13 protein-coding genes and 1 pseudogene are annotated in these 17,836 nt (G+C 43.0%); 6 read left to right on the top strand and 8 right to left on the bottom strand.

From position 1 onward, the window contains the following. Window positions 1–325: 325 nt before the first annotated feature. Window positions 326–469, bottom strand: coding sequence for a hypothetical protein (locus tag RMX89_RS00215; RefSeq protein ID WP_322683225.1), 144 nt, complete (start codon window positions 467–469; stop codon window positions 326–328). Between the two features lie 210 nt (window positions 470–679). Here RMX89_RS00215 and RMX89_RS00210 point away from each other — a divergent pair, with 210 nt between their 5' ends. The 4 genes from RMX89_RS00210 to RMX89_RS00200 all read left to right on the top strand — a co-directional run bounded on the left by RMX89_RS00210 (window position 680) and on the right by RMX89_RS00200 (window position 4,176). Next, window positions 680–1,060 carry an MHYT domain-containing protein gene (locus tag RMX89_RS00210; protein ID WP_322683224.1) on the top strand — a complete coding sequence of 127 codons (381 nt, stop codon included), beginning with the start codon at window positions 680–682 and terminating at the stop codon, window positions 1,058–1,060. Further along, entirely contained in the window at window positions 1,026–1,199 is a 174-nt protein-coding gene (locus RMX89_RS34405; protein ID WP_409883806.1) for an MHYT domain-containing protein, read from the top strand. Before RMX89_RS00210 ends, RMX89_RS34405 begins: the two co-directional genes overlap by 35 nt. Window positions 1,200–1,374: 175 nt before the next feature. Beyond that, window positions 1,375–2,514, top strand: a complete 1,140-nt coding sequence (locus RMX89_RS00205; RefSeq protein ID WP_322683223.1) for a response regulator — start codon at window positions 1,375–1,377, stop codon at window positions 2,512–2,514. Window positions 2,515–2,547: 33 nt separating this feature from the next. Beyond that, window positions 2,548–4,176 (top strand): PAS domain-containing sensor histidine kinase, encoded by a 1,629-nt coding sequence (locus tag RMX89_RS00200; protein WP_322687510.1) that lies wholly within the window; start codon window positions 2,548–2,550, stop codon window positions 4,174–4,176. 557 nt (window positions 4,177–4,733) lie between these two features. Here RMX89_RS00200 and RMX89_RS00195 read toward each other — a convergent pair. From RMX89_RS00195 to RMX89_RS00170, 6 genes and pseudogenes are all read right to left on the bottom strand, one after another. Then, window positions 4,734–7,856 (bottom strand): carboxypeptidase regulatory-like domain-containing protein, encoded by a 3,123-nt coding sequence (locus tag RMX89_RS00195; RefSeq protein WP_322687509.1) that lies wholly within the window; start codon window positions 7,854–7,856, stop codon window positions 4,734–4,736. Between the two features lie 377 nt (window positions 7,857–8,233). Further along, window positions 8,234–9,061, bottom strand: coding sequence for a P pilus assembly protein, chaperone PapD (locus RMX89_RS00190; protein WP_322683220.1), 828 nt, complete (start codon window positions 9,059–9,061; stop codon window positions 8,234–8,236). A gap of 120 nt (window positions 9,062–9,181) precedes the next feature. Further along, window positions 9,182–9,667 carry a hypothetical protein gene (locus RMX89_RS00185; RefSeq protein ID WP_322683219.1) on the bottom strand — a complete coding sequence of 162 codons (486 nt, stop codon included), beginning with the start codon at window positions 9,665–9,667 and terminating at the stop codon, window positions 9,182–9,184. A 388-nt stretch (window positions 9,668–10,055) separates the two neighbouring features. Continuing rightward, on the bottom strand, window positions 10,056–10,328 hold the full coding sequence (locus tag RMX89_RS00180) for a hypothetical protein (protein ID WP_322687508.1): 273 nt from the start codon (window positions 10,326–10,328) through the stop codon (window positions 10,056–10,058). Window positions 10,329–10,798: 470 nt separating this feature from the next. Beyond that, a pseudogene (locus RMX89_RS00175) lies at window positions 10,799–10,981 on the bottom strand (ISNCY family transposase); the annotation flags it as partial. 749 nt (window positions 10,982–11,730) lie between these two features. After that, a complete protein-coding gene (locus tag RMX89_RS00170) occupies window positions 11,731–12,408 on the bottom strand; it encodes a Uma2 family endonuclease (RefSeq protein ID WP_322687507.1) in 678 nt (225 codons plus the stop codon). Window positions 12,409–12,586: 178 nt separating this feature from the next. Between RMX89_RS00170 and RMX89_RS00165 the strand changes: the two genes are divergently transcribed. Next, entirely contained in the window at window positions 12,587–14,995 is a 2,409-nt protein-coding gene (locus RMX89_RS00165; protein WP_322687506.1) for a tetratricopeptide repeat protein, read from the top strand. Window positions 14,996–15,055: 60 nt separating this feature from the next. On the opposite strand, the gene RMX89_RS00160 is transcribed toward RMX89_RS00165, so the two are convergent. Next, the gene (locus tag RMX89_RS00160) at window positions 15,056–16,603 is read right to left on the bottom strand and encodes a hypothetical protein (RefSeq protein ID WP_322687505.1); all 1,548 of its coding nucleotides are present in this window, start codon (window positions 16,601–16,603) and stop codon (window positions 15,056–15,058) included. Between the two features lie 362 nt (window positions 16,604–16,965). Here RMX89_RS00160 and RMX89_RS00155 point away from each other — a divergent pair, with 362 nt between their 5' ends. Further along, window positions 16,966–17,676 carry a Uma2 family endonuclease gene (locus RMX89_RS00155; RefSeq protein ID WP_322674078.1) on the top strand — a complete coding sequence of 237 codons (711 nt, stop codon included), beginning with the start codon at window positions 16,966–16,968 and terminating at the stop codon, window positions 17,674–17,676. Window positions 17,677–17,836: the final 160 nt, after the last annotated feature.

Raw genomic sequence — 17,836 nt, 5'->3', positions numbered from 1 at the left:
TATTGTGCCGACTTACTTACTACTTAGAGATTGGTTTAACGATTCAGTCTAGCCTATTCTGCAAAAGCAGTCTCTCGGCTTATACTGAATTCCCAGAAAGCTAAGTCAGTAAATTAAGTGGCTAATACCAATTCTCGCTCATTGACACTCCTCAGCCTAAAGCCCGGATTTCTCACCACATCTCCAGAGAGCTAGGGGAGCAGGGGAGAGTTGTTGTACAAGTTCTTTCTCCTGTGTCCCTCTGCCCCTCTGCTCCTCTGCTCCTCTGCCCCTGAAGTTCGTCAAGCTTGTGAGAAATGCGGGTAAAGGCATGAGGATTCTTGGTTCAACGAGATAAGGCAATATATTCAAACCCCAAAAGGCTTGCCATATCTGACCCATCTTCATTGCATAAAGCCTGCGGTATAGCTGCGCTTAGAGCATAGCCCATTGCCAAAAGCAGGGAATTGCGAATTGGTATAAGTTTCACAGTAATTCTACGAAAACAGTATTTAGCATCCAGTACTTCCCCCAATACGGATAAAAATTTGTTCTTGATGCACTTAAGTAAATAATACCGCAAAGGCAAAATCCATTAGAGATTAAGGAATTACTCTCTTTTAAGGGCAATCCTCTCAGCCCTAATGTTAAAGAGTAGAGTTTTAAATTCAACTCCACTCTCATTGTTCAGGGTTTAATTATGACGGCAACCTACGATATTCAGCTCGCGATCCTTTCATTCTGCATTGCTGTCTTTGCTGCTTATACAGCACTCGACCTAGCAGGACGAATCATGGCAGCTCGTAATCTGGCACGTCTTTTTTGGCTCGCTGGAGGTGCGGCTGCAATGGGCATTGGAATTTGGTCAATGCACTTTATTGCTATGCTGACTTACCAGTTCCCTGTCCCAGTTTTTTACGATCTGCCTATCGTTATTTTGTCCCTAATGGTGGCGATCGCTGCATCAGGAAGAGCATTGTTTATTACGAGAGACAACCTTCAATCTGGTCATAGGGGGAATTTTACTAGGAAGTGGAGTTGGCGCAATGCACTACAACGGTATGTCAGCTATGAAACTTGAGGGAACGGCTGACTATAATTTGCTTTTTATTATTGCCTCGATTCTTTTTGCCTTATGTGCTTCCATCATCGCGCTCTGGCTTGCATTCCGAATTAAAGAACTCCAAAAAATAAATTATCCAATTTGTCTACTCAACTAGACTTATTTTCTTCCTTGTCCCCCTTGTCCCCCTTGTCTTCCTTGTCCCTCTGCTATGGAATATTTTTTTACTTGGAAGTCCCTTAAAGGGGAAACAAATCCAATCAGCAAATTACGAAAAATCAGTAGTAGCTTCATTTAAACATCTTGCTTTAGCAGCATAAGGAAAAATCATCATGCAATCTACTCTCAAAAAGATTTTAGTTGTCGAAGATGAACCTCAAGTCCGCGAGAATATTGCCTCAATTTTAGGGTTTGAAGGGTTTTATCGAACTACGGCTGAGAATGGCTTGATTGGCTTGCAAAAGGCCAAAGAAGAGATGCCAGATTTGATTATTTGCGATGTGATGATGCCGGAATTAAATGGCTACGAGTTTGTCCAATCGCTCCGTCAAGACCCGAAAATGGCCACTATCCCTGTGATTTTTCTCACCGCTAAAGCCGATCGAACTGATTTGCGATACGGAATGGAACTAGGTGCGGATGACTATCTCACCAAACCCTTCACTCCTTCTGAACTGCGACGAGCAATTGAGGTTCAGTTCAAAAAGCAAACGATGATTGCTCAAAAGAACCAAATAAAATTTCAGCAGTTGTGTAACACGATTACGGTGTCATTACCCCACGAACTGCATACGCCATTGCAAACTATTATTGCATTACCACAGTTATTAATCGAAGACTGGGAATGTACGTCAGATACTGAGAAATTAGAAATGATCGAGGCAGTTTATACATCCGGCAAGCAGCTTTATGGCTTGACTCAAAACTTTTTGCTCTACGCCAAACTCGAAGTAACCCTATCTGATGCAGAAAAAGTTGCTAGTTTCCGAGAATATGCCCCTAAGACCTCTCTCAAAATGATAGTTGAAGAGACTGCATATCAGGAAGCCCAGAATGCACAGCGAACATTAGATTTAGAGATCGATCTACAAGATGCAGCCGTACAGATTTCACCTACTAGTCTCAAGAAAGTTATGAAAGAATTGATTAACAATGCTTTCAAATTTTCTCTGTCAGGTTCTAAAGTCAGTGTCGTTGGCCTTCCAAGCAATAACCTTTATTCGCTCTATATAATCGACCGCGGTCGTGGCATGACCTCTGAGCAAATTAAGAATGTGGGTGCTTATATACAGTTTCATCATAAGTTGTACGAACACAATGGTGCTGGGTTAGGGCTAGTTACTTCAAAACGCTTAATTGAATTGTATGGAGGAGAGTTGACAATCGAAAGCATAACTGGCGAACAGACTATTGTTCGGATTGCATTGCCAATGCCACTCACTTCTCAAGAAGATCGGCCAGATACAAATTGAATCATATTGAAGGACTTGAGAAGAGGCTTCAAGATGCTAGATTTACTCCATCCTCTTTTAAATTCAAACAGTTTTATTCCACACGGACATTGCTATCTCTGGAAACCAGGATTGGTGTGGCTGCACGTGCTTTCTGATAGTGTGATTGCATTGTCCTACTTCTCTATTCCCTGCTTGCTCGTCTACTTTGTCTCCAAACGACGCGATATTCCGTTTAACTGGATATTTCTGATGTTTGGTGCTTTCATTATTGCCTGTGGCACCGGACATCTGATGGATATCTGGACATTATGGTATCCAACTTACTGGCTGTCAGGTGTAGTCAAAGCCTTGACAGCCCTTGTTTCAATGTATACAGCTTTGGAACTCATTCCTCTGATTCCTAAGGCGCTAGCGTTATCGAGTCCAGCTCAGTTAGAAGCAGCAAACCAGGAGCTAGAACAAGCTCTCAAACAGTTGCAGCAGGCACAATCTCAACTAATTAAAACCGAGATTAAACTGGCTAAAGCCGAGATATTGCAGCAAAGTGAAGAGCGATTTCGCTCGTTGCTCCAAAATGCATCGAATATCATCGCTACCTTAGAATCAAGTGGAGGGGTTGTTTATGTTAGCCCTTCTTTGATGCATATTCTAGGACATCAGCCAGAAGATTGGATTGCTAAAAATCTTCCTGAGTTAGTCCACCCAGACGATGGCCTTTCTGCGTCAGCGCTGCTGTATCGAGCCATTGATAATCCATCTCAAAAAACAACAGTAGAATTTCGTTTGCATCATGCAGATGGTTCTTGGCATGATTTTGAGGCGATCGCGAAAAACCTCCTAGATGAGCCAAATGTAGCGGGCATTGTGATCACCTGTCGAGATATCACCGAGCGAAAACAAGCAGAAGCCGAAGTGCGTAAAGCACTAGAGAAAGAACGAGAACTAAATGAATTGAAGTCGCGCTTTATTTCAATGGCTTCTCACGAGTTCCGCACGCCATTGGCGATCGTGTCATCTTCCATCGGCATCTTAGAAGACTACGGACACCGCCTCAATCCAGACCAAAGCCGAAAGCAGTTTCAGCACGTCCAAAAATCTATCACTCATATTACCCAACTACTAGACGATGTGTTGATGATTAACCGCGTAGAAGGTGGGAAAGTGGAATTCATGCCAACTGCGATCGATGTTATGCAGTTTTGCCACGATCTAGTAGAAGAAATACAACTGAGTGCCCCTAGCCATCAGATTACGCTGTTTATTACCGACAAACGGAACGCAGGCAGCAATAGTTATACTCAACTCGACAAAAAGTTACTCCAATCTATTTTGACTAACTTGTTGTCGAATGCTGTCAAGTATTCCTTTTCAGGAAGCGCAATTGACTTCAACCTGATTTGTCAAAATGAAGAAACGATCTTCAAAATTCAAGATCGAGGTATTGGGATTCCCGATGACGATCGAGACCACTTGTTTAAGCCCTTTCATCGGGCTAAGAATGTAGGGAATATTCCCGGAACAGGTTTAGGGCTTTCAATTGTCAAAAAATGCATTGACCTGCATGGCGGTGAAATTAAGGTATGCAGTCAAGTAAATATAGGTACAGTCTTCACTGTTATAATCCCTACAAATCAAATGGAACTCATAGCTGGTAGGGCTACCCCATCCAATAATGAATAGACTTGTCCGAAAATTTGAAAACCAGTCTGTATCCATTTGTCACAAGTTAAAAACGAGTAGATTTTGTCAATACTAGCCCGCAGTTCTCACAAGCAGTAAAAAATTAATTTACATGACCTGATGTGAGGCTTTTTTTTGATATATCATCAATCAAAATTTAGGCGCAAAGATGAATTAAGTATAAAGTCCAGTTATTAAGTTAAAATAGTTACTCTTTTTGTATCAGTACTCGAATCAGAATGCTCTGTTCATAAAATGCCTGCATTCCAAAACAAAACTTGAATCAACCCAAGCCCAAAGTATCATTTATTAGAAATACATAAAAAGGAATTTAACTTCAACTTAAGCAACCACTGGGACTGACTTTGGCTGTTCAAATCTGAACTGTTTTGGTATACGATCTGTTGAAGATGGGGTCATACTTGTAACTGCTGAAACACTTAATATATCCACATTTTCGCAGTTTTTCACCCCCTTTTTTATCTCTTTGTGAGAAATCCGGGTTAAGCGTAAAATACTTGATTCATCTGAAGAGGGTTGGTGAAAGCGAGTTAATTTCATGGTTTTTGCAACACAGCAGATATTTCTAATTGTTGCAAATTGAGTTCTTGAAAGGGTGGAGACGTTTCGGTTAGCTTGATTTTACTCGGTTGAATGGATTTGCCATTCACCTGTAACGTATAACTACTTTGCCGCAGGTGTTCTATAAAGTAGACCCCGGCATCATTTGTAACTGATATGAGCCGCTGCCCGGAATCCACGCCGGAGCCAACCTGAATTGCTTCGACTCGGACACCACTCAATGGGGTTCCGTGGCTATCTGTGACAATGCCTGAGAGCGAATAGGCAGGGACGAGGGGAACTAGCACAGGAGTATAGCTGCCAGCCACAACCTTAACTGCATAAGCACTGGTTGCTGCCTGCCAATCGGGGGGTAGCCCTGCTGCATCCAGATCCAGACGATAGGTGTTGGGCAGCAAACGTACCAAGATGCGATCGCGGTCAACCTGTGCCCTAGCAGCTTGAACCATTTGATTATTGATCGTCACGAGATTGGGATCTGTGTAAAACTCCTCGCCTGCATCGCGTTGGCCGTTGTTATTGCGATCAAAGAACGGCTGCACCAGAATACCACCCTGAGTCCGTAAATAGTTGGCATGACGATCGCCAGGAGTGATACCACCTTGAAGATTCAGCCCCGATACTAACTCGATACCAAAAGTCGATTCGCCTGTTGTCACTGATACGCCCTGATAGCGTGCGCGGAGCATTACGCCAGGGATGATTGTAGTGCCCACAGAGGCAAGTACGCCAGAACCCCGCGAGCCGATACCATAGCCTAATTGGGCTTCCCATAACAACGTGCCATCGATGGAACGTTCTTTTGAGCGATAACGCCAAGCGAGATTAACTAGATCGTCATTCCTATTTTGGTTGTAAGTGTCGTAGCCGAGAACAAAGGAATGTCCAGTTGTAAAATCGCTGTGCTTTCCCAGGTAAAAACTTAGCGCCGACTGGGAACTGATTTCATTGCCGATAGAGTTCAGTTCAAGTTTTCCCAACCGTTGAATCAGATTCCAGCGCAAGTGACTTTTGGTGTCAAAAGTAAGGCGGGCAAAGGTAAAAGAATCTCTGCCACTGAAGTTGAGTTGAATGCCTCCAGAGGTGGCATCATTACTATTGGTGTTGCCCAGCAAAGTGATGCCTTTAGCCAGTTGCCAATAGGCATCTAATCGGCTGGAGAAGCGATCGTGGGTGAACCGGGCACTGAAGTTTTGCGATGGGTCGTAACTGACATCTGCATTGATGTCCCATGCTGAATTATCGCTGCCGCTTAGGACTGAAACTGCTGCCTTGAAGGGGACGTTTTCTGGCTGCCAGAAGAGTTCGGCTAGTCCTCTTAAAGACCGATCGTAGACAGTGCCTGCACCTAGCGTCACGCTATTTGAAACGCCCCATCGTTGAGCAATGCCACCCCGAAATGTGGAAAAATCGCCAAAGAGATTGTTATTATCCTGTTTGCTGTAATCTCGATTCACTCCACCGGAAACGATCAACGCGGAAGCACCAGCAGGAAGTTGACCAGCCAAATTGGAAAACGTCGCGTCTCGAATTTCTGGTTGGGCAGTTAATTGTCCTTTGGGATAGAGGAAGACCTGGTAGTAGCCGCCCAGCGCTGGGGTTTCCAATTTGAGATTCTCAAACCGATACACGCCAGAGGAATCCACCAGGGTTTCGGCAATGATGCGATCGCTAAATCCTTTTACCAATCGCACTAAAGTCCCTGGTTCTGCCTGCCCGGACACCGTTCGTCCCACCTGTGCTGCTTGCAGGCGTTGGCGCGGATCGCTTTCGCCATAAAATTGTGGCGGTGGTGTGTAGCCCTGGCGCTGAATGAAGGTAAAGCCTACATAGTCGTTAGGGCTGAGGTTCTGCCAGAAGGGGGGCTGAGTACCCACAAAATAATCATTAGCATCGGTCTGGCGTTGAAATAGCGCATCTGTAATCCGCCAGCTATTGGAACTAAATAGTTTGGGCTGGTCTGCCCGCACAAACCAACTGCCGCCCAAAATGCTACCCACCGCAGTCAAATCTCCGCGGAAAGCAGTTGGGGTTGAATCTCCACCACTGACGCTGACCCCTTGTTCGATCGCAGCCAGAGAAATATCTGGCGATGCAATTCGGGGTAGCCCTTCAAGCTGCACAGGAGCCTCTTCCAGTGATGAGCTTTGTTCCGGTGCCGTCAGCCAGGGTGCGTCAAACACAATCGCGTACTCTTTGAGATCAAACTCAACCTGAACTCCAAATAGCGATCGCACCTCCCCCACTGAAAAAACCAGACCCAATTTTGGATCGGTGTGGAGTTTGGCAGGATCGATACGAACGGCAAGACTGGGCGATCGTAATTCGATTTGATTGTCGGGTAAAACTTTTGTGCTTAATTTCAGCGCTTGCACCACGGCATCATAGGGCAATAACCAATGTTCTAGATCGAGCGCTTTCGAGCTATTTTCCTGCCCCCGAACAGAAACCCCCTCATTGACATTGCGCCCACCAATGTTGATACCCACCGGAAACACTGTAAAGCCCTCCGGCACCTGAGCAATGGGAGACAGATTCGGTTCCGATGTCTGCATCTTCGCATCGCTTGTTGGCAAAGTGGCGGAATTTGCTGAAACTGTAGGCGCAACAGTCACAGGTTCAACCGGACTCGCCTTTTCGGAACCTGTAGGCGTAACAGTCACAGGTTCAACCGGACTCGCCTTTTCAGAACCCAAAGACTCAGGTACAACCTTTGGGGCAATCTCAGGCTGTGTTGCCGGAATATGCACAGATGGAGGTTCTGTAACTAGAAACTCTATATCTTGTAAATCAATGGATAACGGTTGTCCCAGCAGTTTTGCATCTGATTTAACGCTTGATTGTGCATCAGCACCCGATGGTTCCTGTTCTCGATCGCGTGCTGATGGACTTAAAGCAATTGATTTAACGCTTGATTGTGCATCAGCACCCGATGGTTCCTGTTCTCGATCGCGTGCTGATGGACTTAAAGCAATCTGTTTTTCATCAATAGATTTAGGAGTAATGCTAAAGATGCCGATCTCCGAAAGAGATTTACTATTAGAAATGTTGTGGGGAATTGAGTGGACGATGGCGGGTGGGGGAATTGTTGGGAACATAGAGGTAAGCGGAGTTAAAATCAGCAGGCAAAATCAGCCTTCCTCAGGTCTTCTAGGTGGCTCTTAACTTTGTGCAAATTAGTTAGCAAGCAATCTGTTGAGACCCTACACAGTCGGCCAGTCATCGTCGTAAGTAGTTGGACAAGAATATTTACAGTCATTGTGAATGAAGCGTACCCCTGCGGGGAAGCTTCATTCACAATGGCGTTGTGTAATTAATTCTGCTCGATAAAAGTAGGACGCACGGACAAGGATTTTACGTCATTACGAGCAAAGCGTTTGCGGAGCGTCTCGTAGAGAAGTAATCGCAAAGGCTTAGTTTTTCCTCACGAGTATCACGAGTACGTAAGTCCTAAAAATTCTTGATTGTGCAGTTCCTACTTTGCAGGTACTATCAAATCCACCGAAAATGGCACTGTCTGAGCGTTGTCCTCACCCCAGAGCAACTGTCCACTTAGTTGGTAGTTACCAGGGAGTAAGGGCGATGTATCTTTTTCTGAAACGGCTAAAGCTAAATTACGATCGCCCAGAGCAATGATGGCAGTAGGCGCCAATTCTCCACTCCGAAATACTTTGTTTGCTTGTTTCAACGACCAGCGAACCATTGGGCGCACAGATGCATTGCCTATATTTTTGACGAATAGTTCGAGATGCTTTTGCTTGGCATTGAAACTGGCACGATCGACAACTAAGTTCGGCGCTGTATCTCCCTTGCGGACGTAAACAGTCGTACCGACTCGAGTGATAATGCCAACTTTCCGTCCGATTGTGTCTGTTGACTCATTCAAGGCTTCTGTAAAGATGACTGCCCGGTATTCACCATTCGCTAGGCTGGGAGCAAGTTGAGCCACCATACGAACCCGACGGCTACTTCTGGGTGGCACAATCAATTCTCTAGGAGAAAACTGTATATAAGAACCCAGATAGCTTGAATCAGAGGGTATTGTTTGGAACCCGCGATCGCGGCTGTAAGTGAATGGCTCCGTATAAACCCTCGCCCGCAACGGCGTATCCCCAGAGTTGATCACGTTAAGCACTGCTTTTACTTGTCCCCGGTTTGCCTGGGCTTCAATCACCAGAGGGGATGCTCCCAGATTTGCCCAAGCAGCACCATTGACCAAACAAGCTGCTGATAGTAACCAGCCACTCAGTTGAATGGCTTTTAAAGTTGTGGATGAAGCGGGCTTGTGAACACGGGAGAACATGATGACCGATCCTGGCTTTGCGAATAAATCTAAGGATTAGAAGGAATGAAAGAATGATTGATGGGGGAAGTAAACAAGTTAGCTAGAATTCCCCCATCTGTATCTTTGTACGTTGCTTTATTAAGGGGTCACTGTCAACGTCACAAACATATCGTAGGCACCGCTGGGGATTAGACCAAGGGTTGTGGTTGTCATATTCACACTCAAATTGGTGACACCTGGCAGGGGCACAGGAAAAGGAATAGAGGGTGCGACAATAGCAACAAGGTTTGCGCCTGTGCCTGTAACTGCAACTGTCTTTACGGCTGTAGTATGGTCATAGCCAGCGGGTGCAGTGGTTTGTTGGGGTGCAGATGCCGAGAGGGTTGCCAGAATGTTATTACAGGTGAGTTTGGCTTGGCCAGAAGTGCCGCCACTGGTTGGCAGACTGCTAAGAGTTGTGCCAGCAACGTCTAATCCTAATGTGCCATTCTGGACATTGCTAAATGTGCAGGAGGAAAGGACATTTCCATTAAAATGAACATCGGTACTCCCTGCTTGAGCAACAGAGCTGAACGCAAACGTGCTACCAAGAATCATTGCCGAGAGTAGTAGAATACGACGCATAATGAATTCCTCAAGTTAACTGAATGGATGTTGAATGATGTTCCAGAGATGCCTGATGTCTCAGAGGCATTGAGCGTGATGCTCTCAACCTTTTTGCTTTTCAGTCACGCTCGTTTCTCTAATTTAATGACCCCAAGTAACTTTGTAATTCGTAGCTCTACGCGTTTAATGAACTCGCTTATCCTGAATTCAGTAATCCTTTTAGCAATCAATGACCTCAAACAAGGGTGTCATCTGTAGCTCTACGCCTTTACTGAACTTCCCCATCCCGATGTCAGTAATTTTGCTAGGGTACTGTTAGTAATAACAGTAAAAATCGCCACATTACGCAAATATTGAGTAATTATTTACACTTAGTGTGGTAAAATTTACTAGAGAAGACGACTCTCTAGATTAGCCAAGTAAGCCTTGGGATCTCTGCGAAATCGATACTGTTCAATTCTGGCAATGCGTGGTGTTTTTGCAATTGAGAGCGTAATTCGAGCCAAGTATGAATATCAACTTGTGCTAAATCAGATGCGGTAAAAGAATGAAGCGAAGTTGCGATGCCTTCGGCAACGGCAAAGCCGAACGCGCAGGCAAGTTTGACAGAACCACGAATAACGAGGGATGAGGGGGCAACCTTACAACCTGTACAACGACGTTGATGATGACGTAGCATACCAAAAGCATGTTATAAGTCATTATTAGTTCTGGGAAAATCTTCAATTTCGTAACAATGAAAAAGCCCAGACCAGTAGCTATGGGTGGTTTTTATAAAGTTATCGATTGCAGTGTTCAGCGTACCAGCTTTCTGCTTATGTTGGGACATTTCTATTAACTGGAGTTTAGACTAGTTTCCGGTGCGAAACTGCCAAACAAATCAGAGTAAAACTTGATAATTAATCAATATTTGTATACACAAACTATTGATTAACTATCAAGCTGTATTGAACTATTTACTCTGCTATTTTTAATAGTCTAATGTTGAATTAGACTCAAGTTTAATTGATAGTAACAATTTAAATAAACAGGTGACATAGCAACGGACAGCAGGCTTAGTACACGTAGCGAAAAGGCCGAAATAAAGTCTGCGTTACTTTGCACTCAACTCTGCGCTCCTTTGCGTTTTAATAAACTTATCCTAATGTCCTAATAGCTTTGGCGACTGCTATAAATTTTTTCAGTTTTGAGAGTCTCGCGACTAATAATAGTTAAATTATGAGCAATAATTCCCCAGCCAACCCAACGACAGAATCCCAACTCTCCCCTATATAAACAACGTTGTAAGCCAAAACATCGTTTCAAGAAACTTATACGTTCTTCTACTCTATTAGCCTAATTGTTGATTTACAGACGATTATATCCTCACATAGATGCTTGTCAACAGACTGTAACGTTGTATGTACGCATTTATATGGAGACGCATATCAAGAACCCATATTAACCACGTAATAATCTGGGTTTTAGCCATCGTGTAAAAAACCTACACTTGTCAGGGGGATTAAAGTTGTTGGCTTATTCGTATCAATGAAAGTATTTCATGAACAAGTAAGCTTTTCTTATCTCAAAGAAATTTTGGGCAACCCGTACATCTAATTTCAGTGTCTCTGTCAGGCACAACGATCGCTCTTGGCAGGCGGATAGCCATCACAAAGCGCGCTCAACGAAAGCAGCGATCGCTCAATGCTACTGACTATAGGTAAAGTGAAATAAAGTGCGATCGCCACTGAGGTATTTTTGTGAACACTACCATGCCAGCAATAGAATTAGAAGATGTTTAATATTTTGGAGAGTCCGTCAAACTCTTGTTATGTAAAGCTTTTCAGAAATTGTTTAATCGTTTTATTTTTTTATTGGACTAGGAGTCAAGTATCTTAGAAAGTCATGACTGAAATTGTTCAACCGTTATTTCTTAATTGTCACGAAATAACAAGCATTTGATGGGCTAAAATTGTTCAACCGAATTATTTGTCTACAACTGTCCCACAACACTTTGCTGCTTACCAGCTTCATATTACGGCAAGTACAATTCTATTTTTGCTAGAAGCGGAGAAGGCGCGGCCTTAAAGCTAATGCTTGCATTATTCCGGCAAATCTCCAAATTGCTGACGATAACGCTCAAGTTGTTTTTGCGCTAATTCAAGCTGTTCTTCTGAAGTTTGATAACGATTTCCTTGTTGGTCATACCAATACAAAACCTGACGCTGGATATTACCAGATACGTATTGCCCTCTACCAATTCCTAAACCAATTTCTGGCATCCAAAAGGGTTCACCAATTTGCAATTGATAGCTACCATCTACTAAGCGATAAACTTCAAAAGGTTGGTGACGGTCTCTTTGCCAATACTCTGGATTATAAATAATGTAGTACAGTACCCCTAACTTGGCATAGGTGTCTAATTTATTGTCATATTCTCCACCCGGAGTTAAGGAGACAATTTCTAAAGCCAGGATAGGCACAATGTTGTTTTCTTCCCAGACAACATAGCTTTTACGAGATTTATCTGACTTGCGGCGTTCTACACCTAAGCTCAAAAATCCGTCTGGGACAATCGGCACAAGTGGACTAACCCCTGTGGTATGGTAAACGCCCATATCGACGCTGAAAAACCAGTCATTACGGTTTGCCCAAATATATTGCAGCAAGAAGAGAAGCAAGTTGGGAATAAAGTTCTGGTCTTCGTTATCCACAGGGGTATCGTCTGAACAAGGAAGTTCAGCACTACTAGGCAATTGACGGGGGTCTGATTTCACCATAAGTAATGATGGTGCTGAGATGACCTAATGACCTTTATTTTATTAGATGAGAAAGCTTTATTCTGAAAAGTCAGGAAAAAAGTCGGATTTACAGAATCTTATCCGAAAACTCCAGCAACATAACTGTAAAGTAATTTATAGTTGTCCCTAAAATCTGAACTACCCTTGTCGTTACACAATGGACGCTGAAGCAGCATTAGCATGGTTAGACGCTACAATTCCCCCGCAGACTGGGGAACGGTTGAGCGATTTGCAAAAAGTGATTCTTGTGCAAGTTTGGTTGGGTAGAAAATACTTGGATATCGCTCATTCTTACGGTTGTACGGAAGGACACGCCAAGGATGCAGGTTCTCAGTTATGGAAGCTGCTTTCTAAAGTATTGCGAGAAAAGATTACCAAAAGTAATTGTCGCGCTACTTTGGAGCGAGTTCTGAGAAAAACTACTGCGATATCATCCAGTCTGATTGATTATTCCAGATCGCCCCAACCCACCCCAAAATTAGAGGATACCAATTTTATTGGACGAACAGAAGCGATCGCTCACTTAAATACTTTGGTAAATCAAGGCTCGAAAGTGATTGTGATCCAAGGTGAAGGCGGTTTAGGCAAAACTACTCTAGCGCAGCAATATCTTCATCAGGGGTTTGATTTGGTTTTGGAACTACTGATGGCGAAGGAAACGCAAAATATCACTCCCGCTGAACGAGTTGTAGAGGAATGGCTTAAACAAGATTTTGACGAAGAACCTGGGGTAGAATTTGGGGTAACTTTGGCGCGACTCAAGCGCCAACTCCACAATCGGCGCATTGGGGTGTTAATTGATAATCTCGAACCTGCATTAGATCGACATGGTGGGTTAATTGCTTCTCACCGCAACTATGTAGAACTATTGCGCGTTTTAGCTGATGCCAGGGTGCAATCTGTTACCTTGATTACTAGCCGCGATCGCCTTTGTGAACCTGGGTTAAATGTGAATCACTATCGGCTTCCTGGTTTGGATGAAAGCGCATGGCAACAGTTTTTTAGCAACCGTGGGTTAAATATCAACACACCAACTTTGCAAATCATGCATCGCACTTATGGCGGTAATGCTAAAGCAATGGGAATTCTCTGCGGTTCGATTCAGGAAGATTTTGACGGTGACATGGTTCTTTATTGGCAAGAAAATCATGCCGATCCGTTAGCCGCAACCGACTTAAAAAATTTAGCCGTTAGTCAAATCAATCGTTTGCAAGCTCTCGATCCCCAAGCATATCGCCTCCTTTGCCGTTTAGGATGTTATCGTTACCAAGATATACCCAGCATTTCATCACCAGGGTTGTTTTGTTTACTGTGGGATGTTCCAGCCGATCAACATCGCCAAATCATCGCCTCCTTGAGAAATCGGTCTTTGGTGGAGTGCGATAAAGGTGAATATTGGCTGCATCCCGTGATTCGGAAAGAGGCGATCGCACGTTTACGCCCCAGCGATGAATGGGAAATTGCCAACCACAAAGCCGCAGAATTTTGGACAATTAGTGTTCAACAAATTGAAACCTTTAAAGATGCTTTGCAAGCTCTAGAAGCATATTATCACTACATAGAAATTCACGAATTTGATTTGGCGGGTAAAGTAATTTTAAAAAGCCGAAATAATCAATGGCAGCAGTTTTTACCTCTTGGTAGCACATTGTATCGGATGGGTTTAATTCAACCGATACTTGCGGCAATTGAGCGAGTTGTTAACAATCTAGAAGATGACCAAAATCTCAGCGAACTTTATAATATATTAGGCGATTTATATTGGATAACAGGTAAAATTAGTCAAGCGATCGCTTGTCAAAAAAAGACTATTGCACTCGCAACCCAAGCACTCAAATCACTTGTACCTCAGCCAGAAAATAAACATACAGTTTACTATCTGAGGATGCTAGAGGTAGATTCTTTATTAAGTATTGGTCTTTACAAAATAGATTTGTGGGAACTAGAGGCAGCCGCAAAATTATTTCAACAAGTAATTTATTTAGCTCAAAATACCGAGCATCATCGCTGGGCAGAGAAAGCTTCAGTCTGTTTAGCTTTGGTGTATTCTTATTTAAGTTTGTGCGATCTCTCATATCAATTAGCAGATGTAGCGTATCAAAATATTACGAACGAAAAACTGATAGAACAAACTGGTAGATTTGTCTATTTTATGCAAATTTTAGGTCAAACATACGTCAATTTAGGTGAATTTTCTCAGGCAAATCAGATATTCCAGCAAGCTTTGACTTTTGCTGAAAAAAGTCATTATATGCAGGTAAAAGCAAAAACACTCAATGGTTTAGCAGAAATCCATCGACAAAAAACAGATTTTGCATTAGCTCTTGTTAAGCATACAGAAGCAATCGAACTTTTGGATAAAATAGGCGCTAAATGCGATCTGGCTGAAGCTTATTTTCAATTGGGTTTAACTAATCAAAAGATGTTGAAGCCTGATGAAAGTCAAATAAATTTCGATCGAGCGATTCAGCTATTTACTGAAATCAAAGCACCAAAACAAGTTGAAAAAGTTTTAAACTGCGCTGCTCAAATCTGTGTCACCAGTCGGAGATTGGAAACGAGGTAAAAATCTTTGATTTAGTAAACGGCTCTGCAAACAAATCAAAGTAAATAATTAAAAGTTGACTCAAGGACTTGGTGCAGTCCATTGAGAAGTGGTTTGATCGTACTTCCCTTTTATAGTTGCAGCGCGAGGACGAGCTGCTGCTAAAGCCGCTAGTTCATCGTCTTCCGAGGTATAGTCTCCAAAATCTACACCTAATAAACCACCATTACCTAAAATCCCGATACTCTTCAAATGATCCTCAATATTATCTAAATCAAGAATGTCAGAGTCATCATTACTTAAAGTTCCCATCCACATAATCCAAATATCTTTTTCTATTTGAGCGACTCCAGGTTTAGTAGGATCGTAAGCCAAAATAGAATTGCCAAAGGCACTCATTGCAGTTGCTTTTTGTCTCAATTCGCTAAAGACACTTGCCATTCCATTAATGCGATCGTTCATGGCATTAGTTGCTGTTAATATATCTGCTGGCGAATATGACGATGCACCACCAGCAATTTGTACCCTGATTTCTGCAATTAATCGCTCAAGAATAACGGAATTTTTATGTAAGTTTGCTAATACTTTATTGGTTTGCAATGCACCACGATACATTGATGCAACGAGTTGCCAAATATTACTTCGCAGCATATCCGGTGAAAGACCGCTAGGTTGTAAATCACTGCCTCGCGTTGTGATGGCGTCTGATACAGCAAGAGCTACAGCCGAAGACGCAGCTCCTTGTAAAAATGAAGAACCGGCTGCTGTACCTGCATCCGCTAGGGTGAGAGCAAACCATCCAGCAGCGGTAGAAGGAGCAATATAGGCGGCGGCAAGACCTGCTAAAACACCCGTTCCTATTCCTAAAAATATTCCTCTCCAAAGAGTTTGATTTTGTGCTTCTGCTCTTCCTTGACCAATTACTCTTGAGTAATTGCTGTAAGCCATATCGTAATTTATAGAGAAAATTTTTAATTTTGTACTGATTAAATCAGTATTTGCTACAGATAAATCGACATAAATACTACCTAAATTATGACAAGCATCAATTAATCTTGCATTGGCTTCCGTCAGTGGCAGTTTTGTCGAAAGTTCTGTAACTACTGGGTTTTTTGGCGCTCTCTGCAATACATCTCTCTGCAATACTCCACCTTTCTGTTGTACTACATGAGTCAACTGATTATTCCCTGGCGATTTCCTTTGCCCAAAGTAAACATCGAGAGGCTTGGTTTGCACTTCTTCCTCTTGAGTCTGTTCTTCTTGTGTCATTTGCGGTTGCATCGCAGTATTAGGCATTGACATGACTCGATTAGCCACTCTATCGGCTTCCTGCTCATACCGATCTCCTGGTTCTCCAACCGTCAGTTTTGCTTGTGGACGACGCAACGCTATGCTACTAATGTCGTGAACAGGCTTTTTTTTGATAGCTTGTGATTCCCAGGATTCTTCGCCAGCAGACCGAGCTGCTTGCAGGTCTGTTGATACCTCAGAGGATGTTTGGATTGGAGCTTTATTTGTGATGTCAAAGCCACGCACTGGATTTGCCAGCGTTGGAGTTGTTGCTGAGAGCAGCGACGGATTTGAAGTGGATATACCTGCTTTCTTGGGTTTAAATATGCGATCGCTCATCTCATATCCTCAAGCATATTTTTGAATCAAATTATACAATTTGCTTCGTGGCGATCGCTATCGACTTAAGTAGAAATTATTCTGTGCCAGCAGGTGTTTTGTGTGAGCGAGACTTATAATCTTAGAAAGCTGGGATGGAAAATTGAGGCGTTCGCCGTTGGCAAAGCCTCTCGTAGAGAAGCCATCGCTTTTGCAGGTGAATGAATTGGGTTAAGTTAGATTTATCTTGTAGATTTATCTTGTCAAAAGCTGTGTTACGGACGCGCTCGCTTCCGTTATGGATGGAAGAAACAAGTCTAATCCTCTTGCCTTCTGCCTCCTGCCTCCTGCCTCCTGCCTTGTTTCTTAGAAGAGAAATTATTATGTCTTCTGCTCAAGATTTAGGAATAATTTTAGAAGACACACCAGAAGATGTTATATTTCCTCCTGGTGATTTATACAGTGATGAACCACCTTTGGAAACAGAACTTCACTTGCGGCAAATACTGCTGTTGATTCAGTGTTTGGAATGGTTGTGGCAGGAGCGTCAAGATTTCTACGCTTGCGGTAACATGACGATTTATTACAGTCCGCGTCAACGCAAGTCTGAGCAATTTAGAGGCCCCGATTTCTTTGTAGTTTTAAATACCCAACGCAAAACACGCAAAAGCTGGGTAGTTTGGGAAGAAGATGGCAAATACCCAAATGTGATTGTAGAGATTCTTTCTGACAAAACAGCTGCTACTGATAGAGGGTTGAAAAAGGAAATCTATCAGGATATTTGGCGGACTCCTGATTATTTTTGGTTTGACCCGGTAAGTTTAGAATTTAAAGGATTTCATTTACTAGATGGTCGTTATCAAGAACTGCAAGCAAATGAAGCTGGTTGGTTATGGAGTCAGCAATTGCAGTTATATTTGGGAGTTTATCAATCGAAGTTGCGCTTTTTCACTCCCGATGGACAACTAACCCCTACGCCAGAAGAAGTAGCACACCAAGAACAGCAACAGCGTCAACAAGCCGAGCAGCAACTTGCTCAAATGGAGTCTATGCTTGCTCGCTATCGGGAAAGATTTGGTGAATTACCAGAGTAATATCATTTTAGATTTTGGATTTTAGATTTTAGATTTGGAATTGCTTTCGTGCGTCTGGCTTGGTGTGAATCCATCTTAGGACTTACGCACTATACAAATCAACCAAAACGTGTACTACGGTATTTAGTCTTTTCAGAGGCTTCAGATAACCCTGATTTAT

The organism is Nostoc sp. DedSLP04 (assembly GCF_034530775.1).
In the GTDB taxonomy this organism is placed as follows: domain Bacteria; phylum Cyanobacteriota; class Cyanobacteriia; order Cyanobacteriales; family Nostocaceae; genus Nostoc.
The sequence above is the reverse complement of the archived record's forward strand: the minus strand, read 5'-3'. Positions and strand labels throughout refer to the sequence as shown.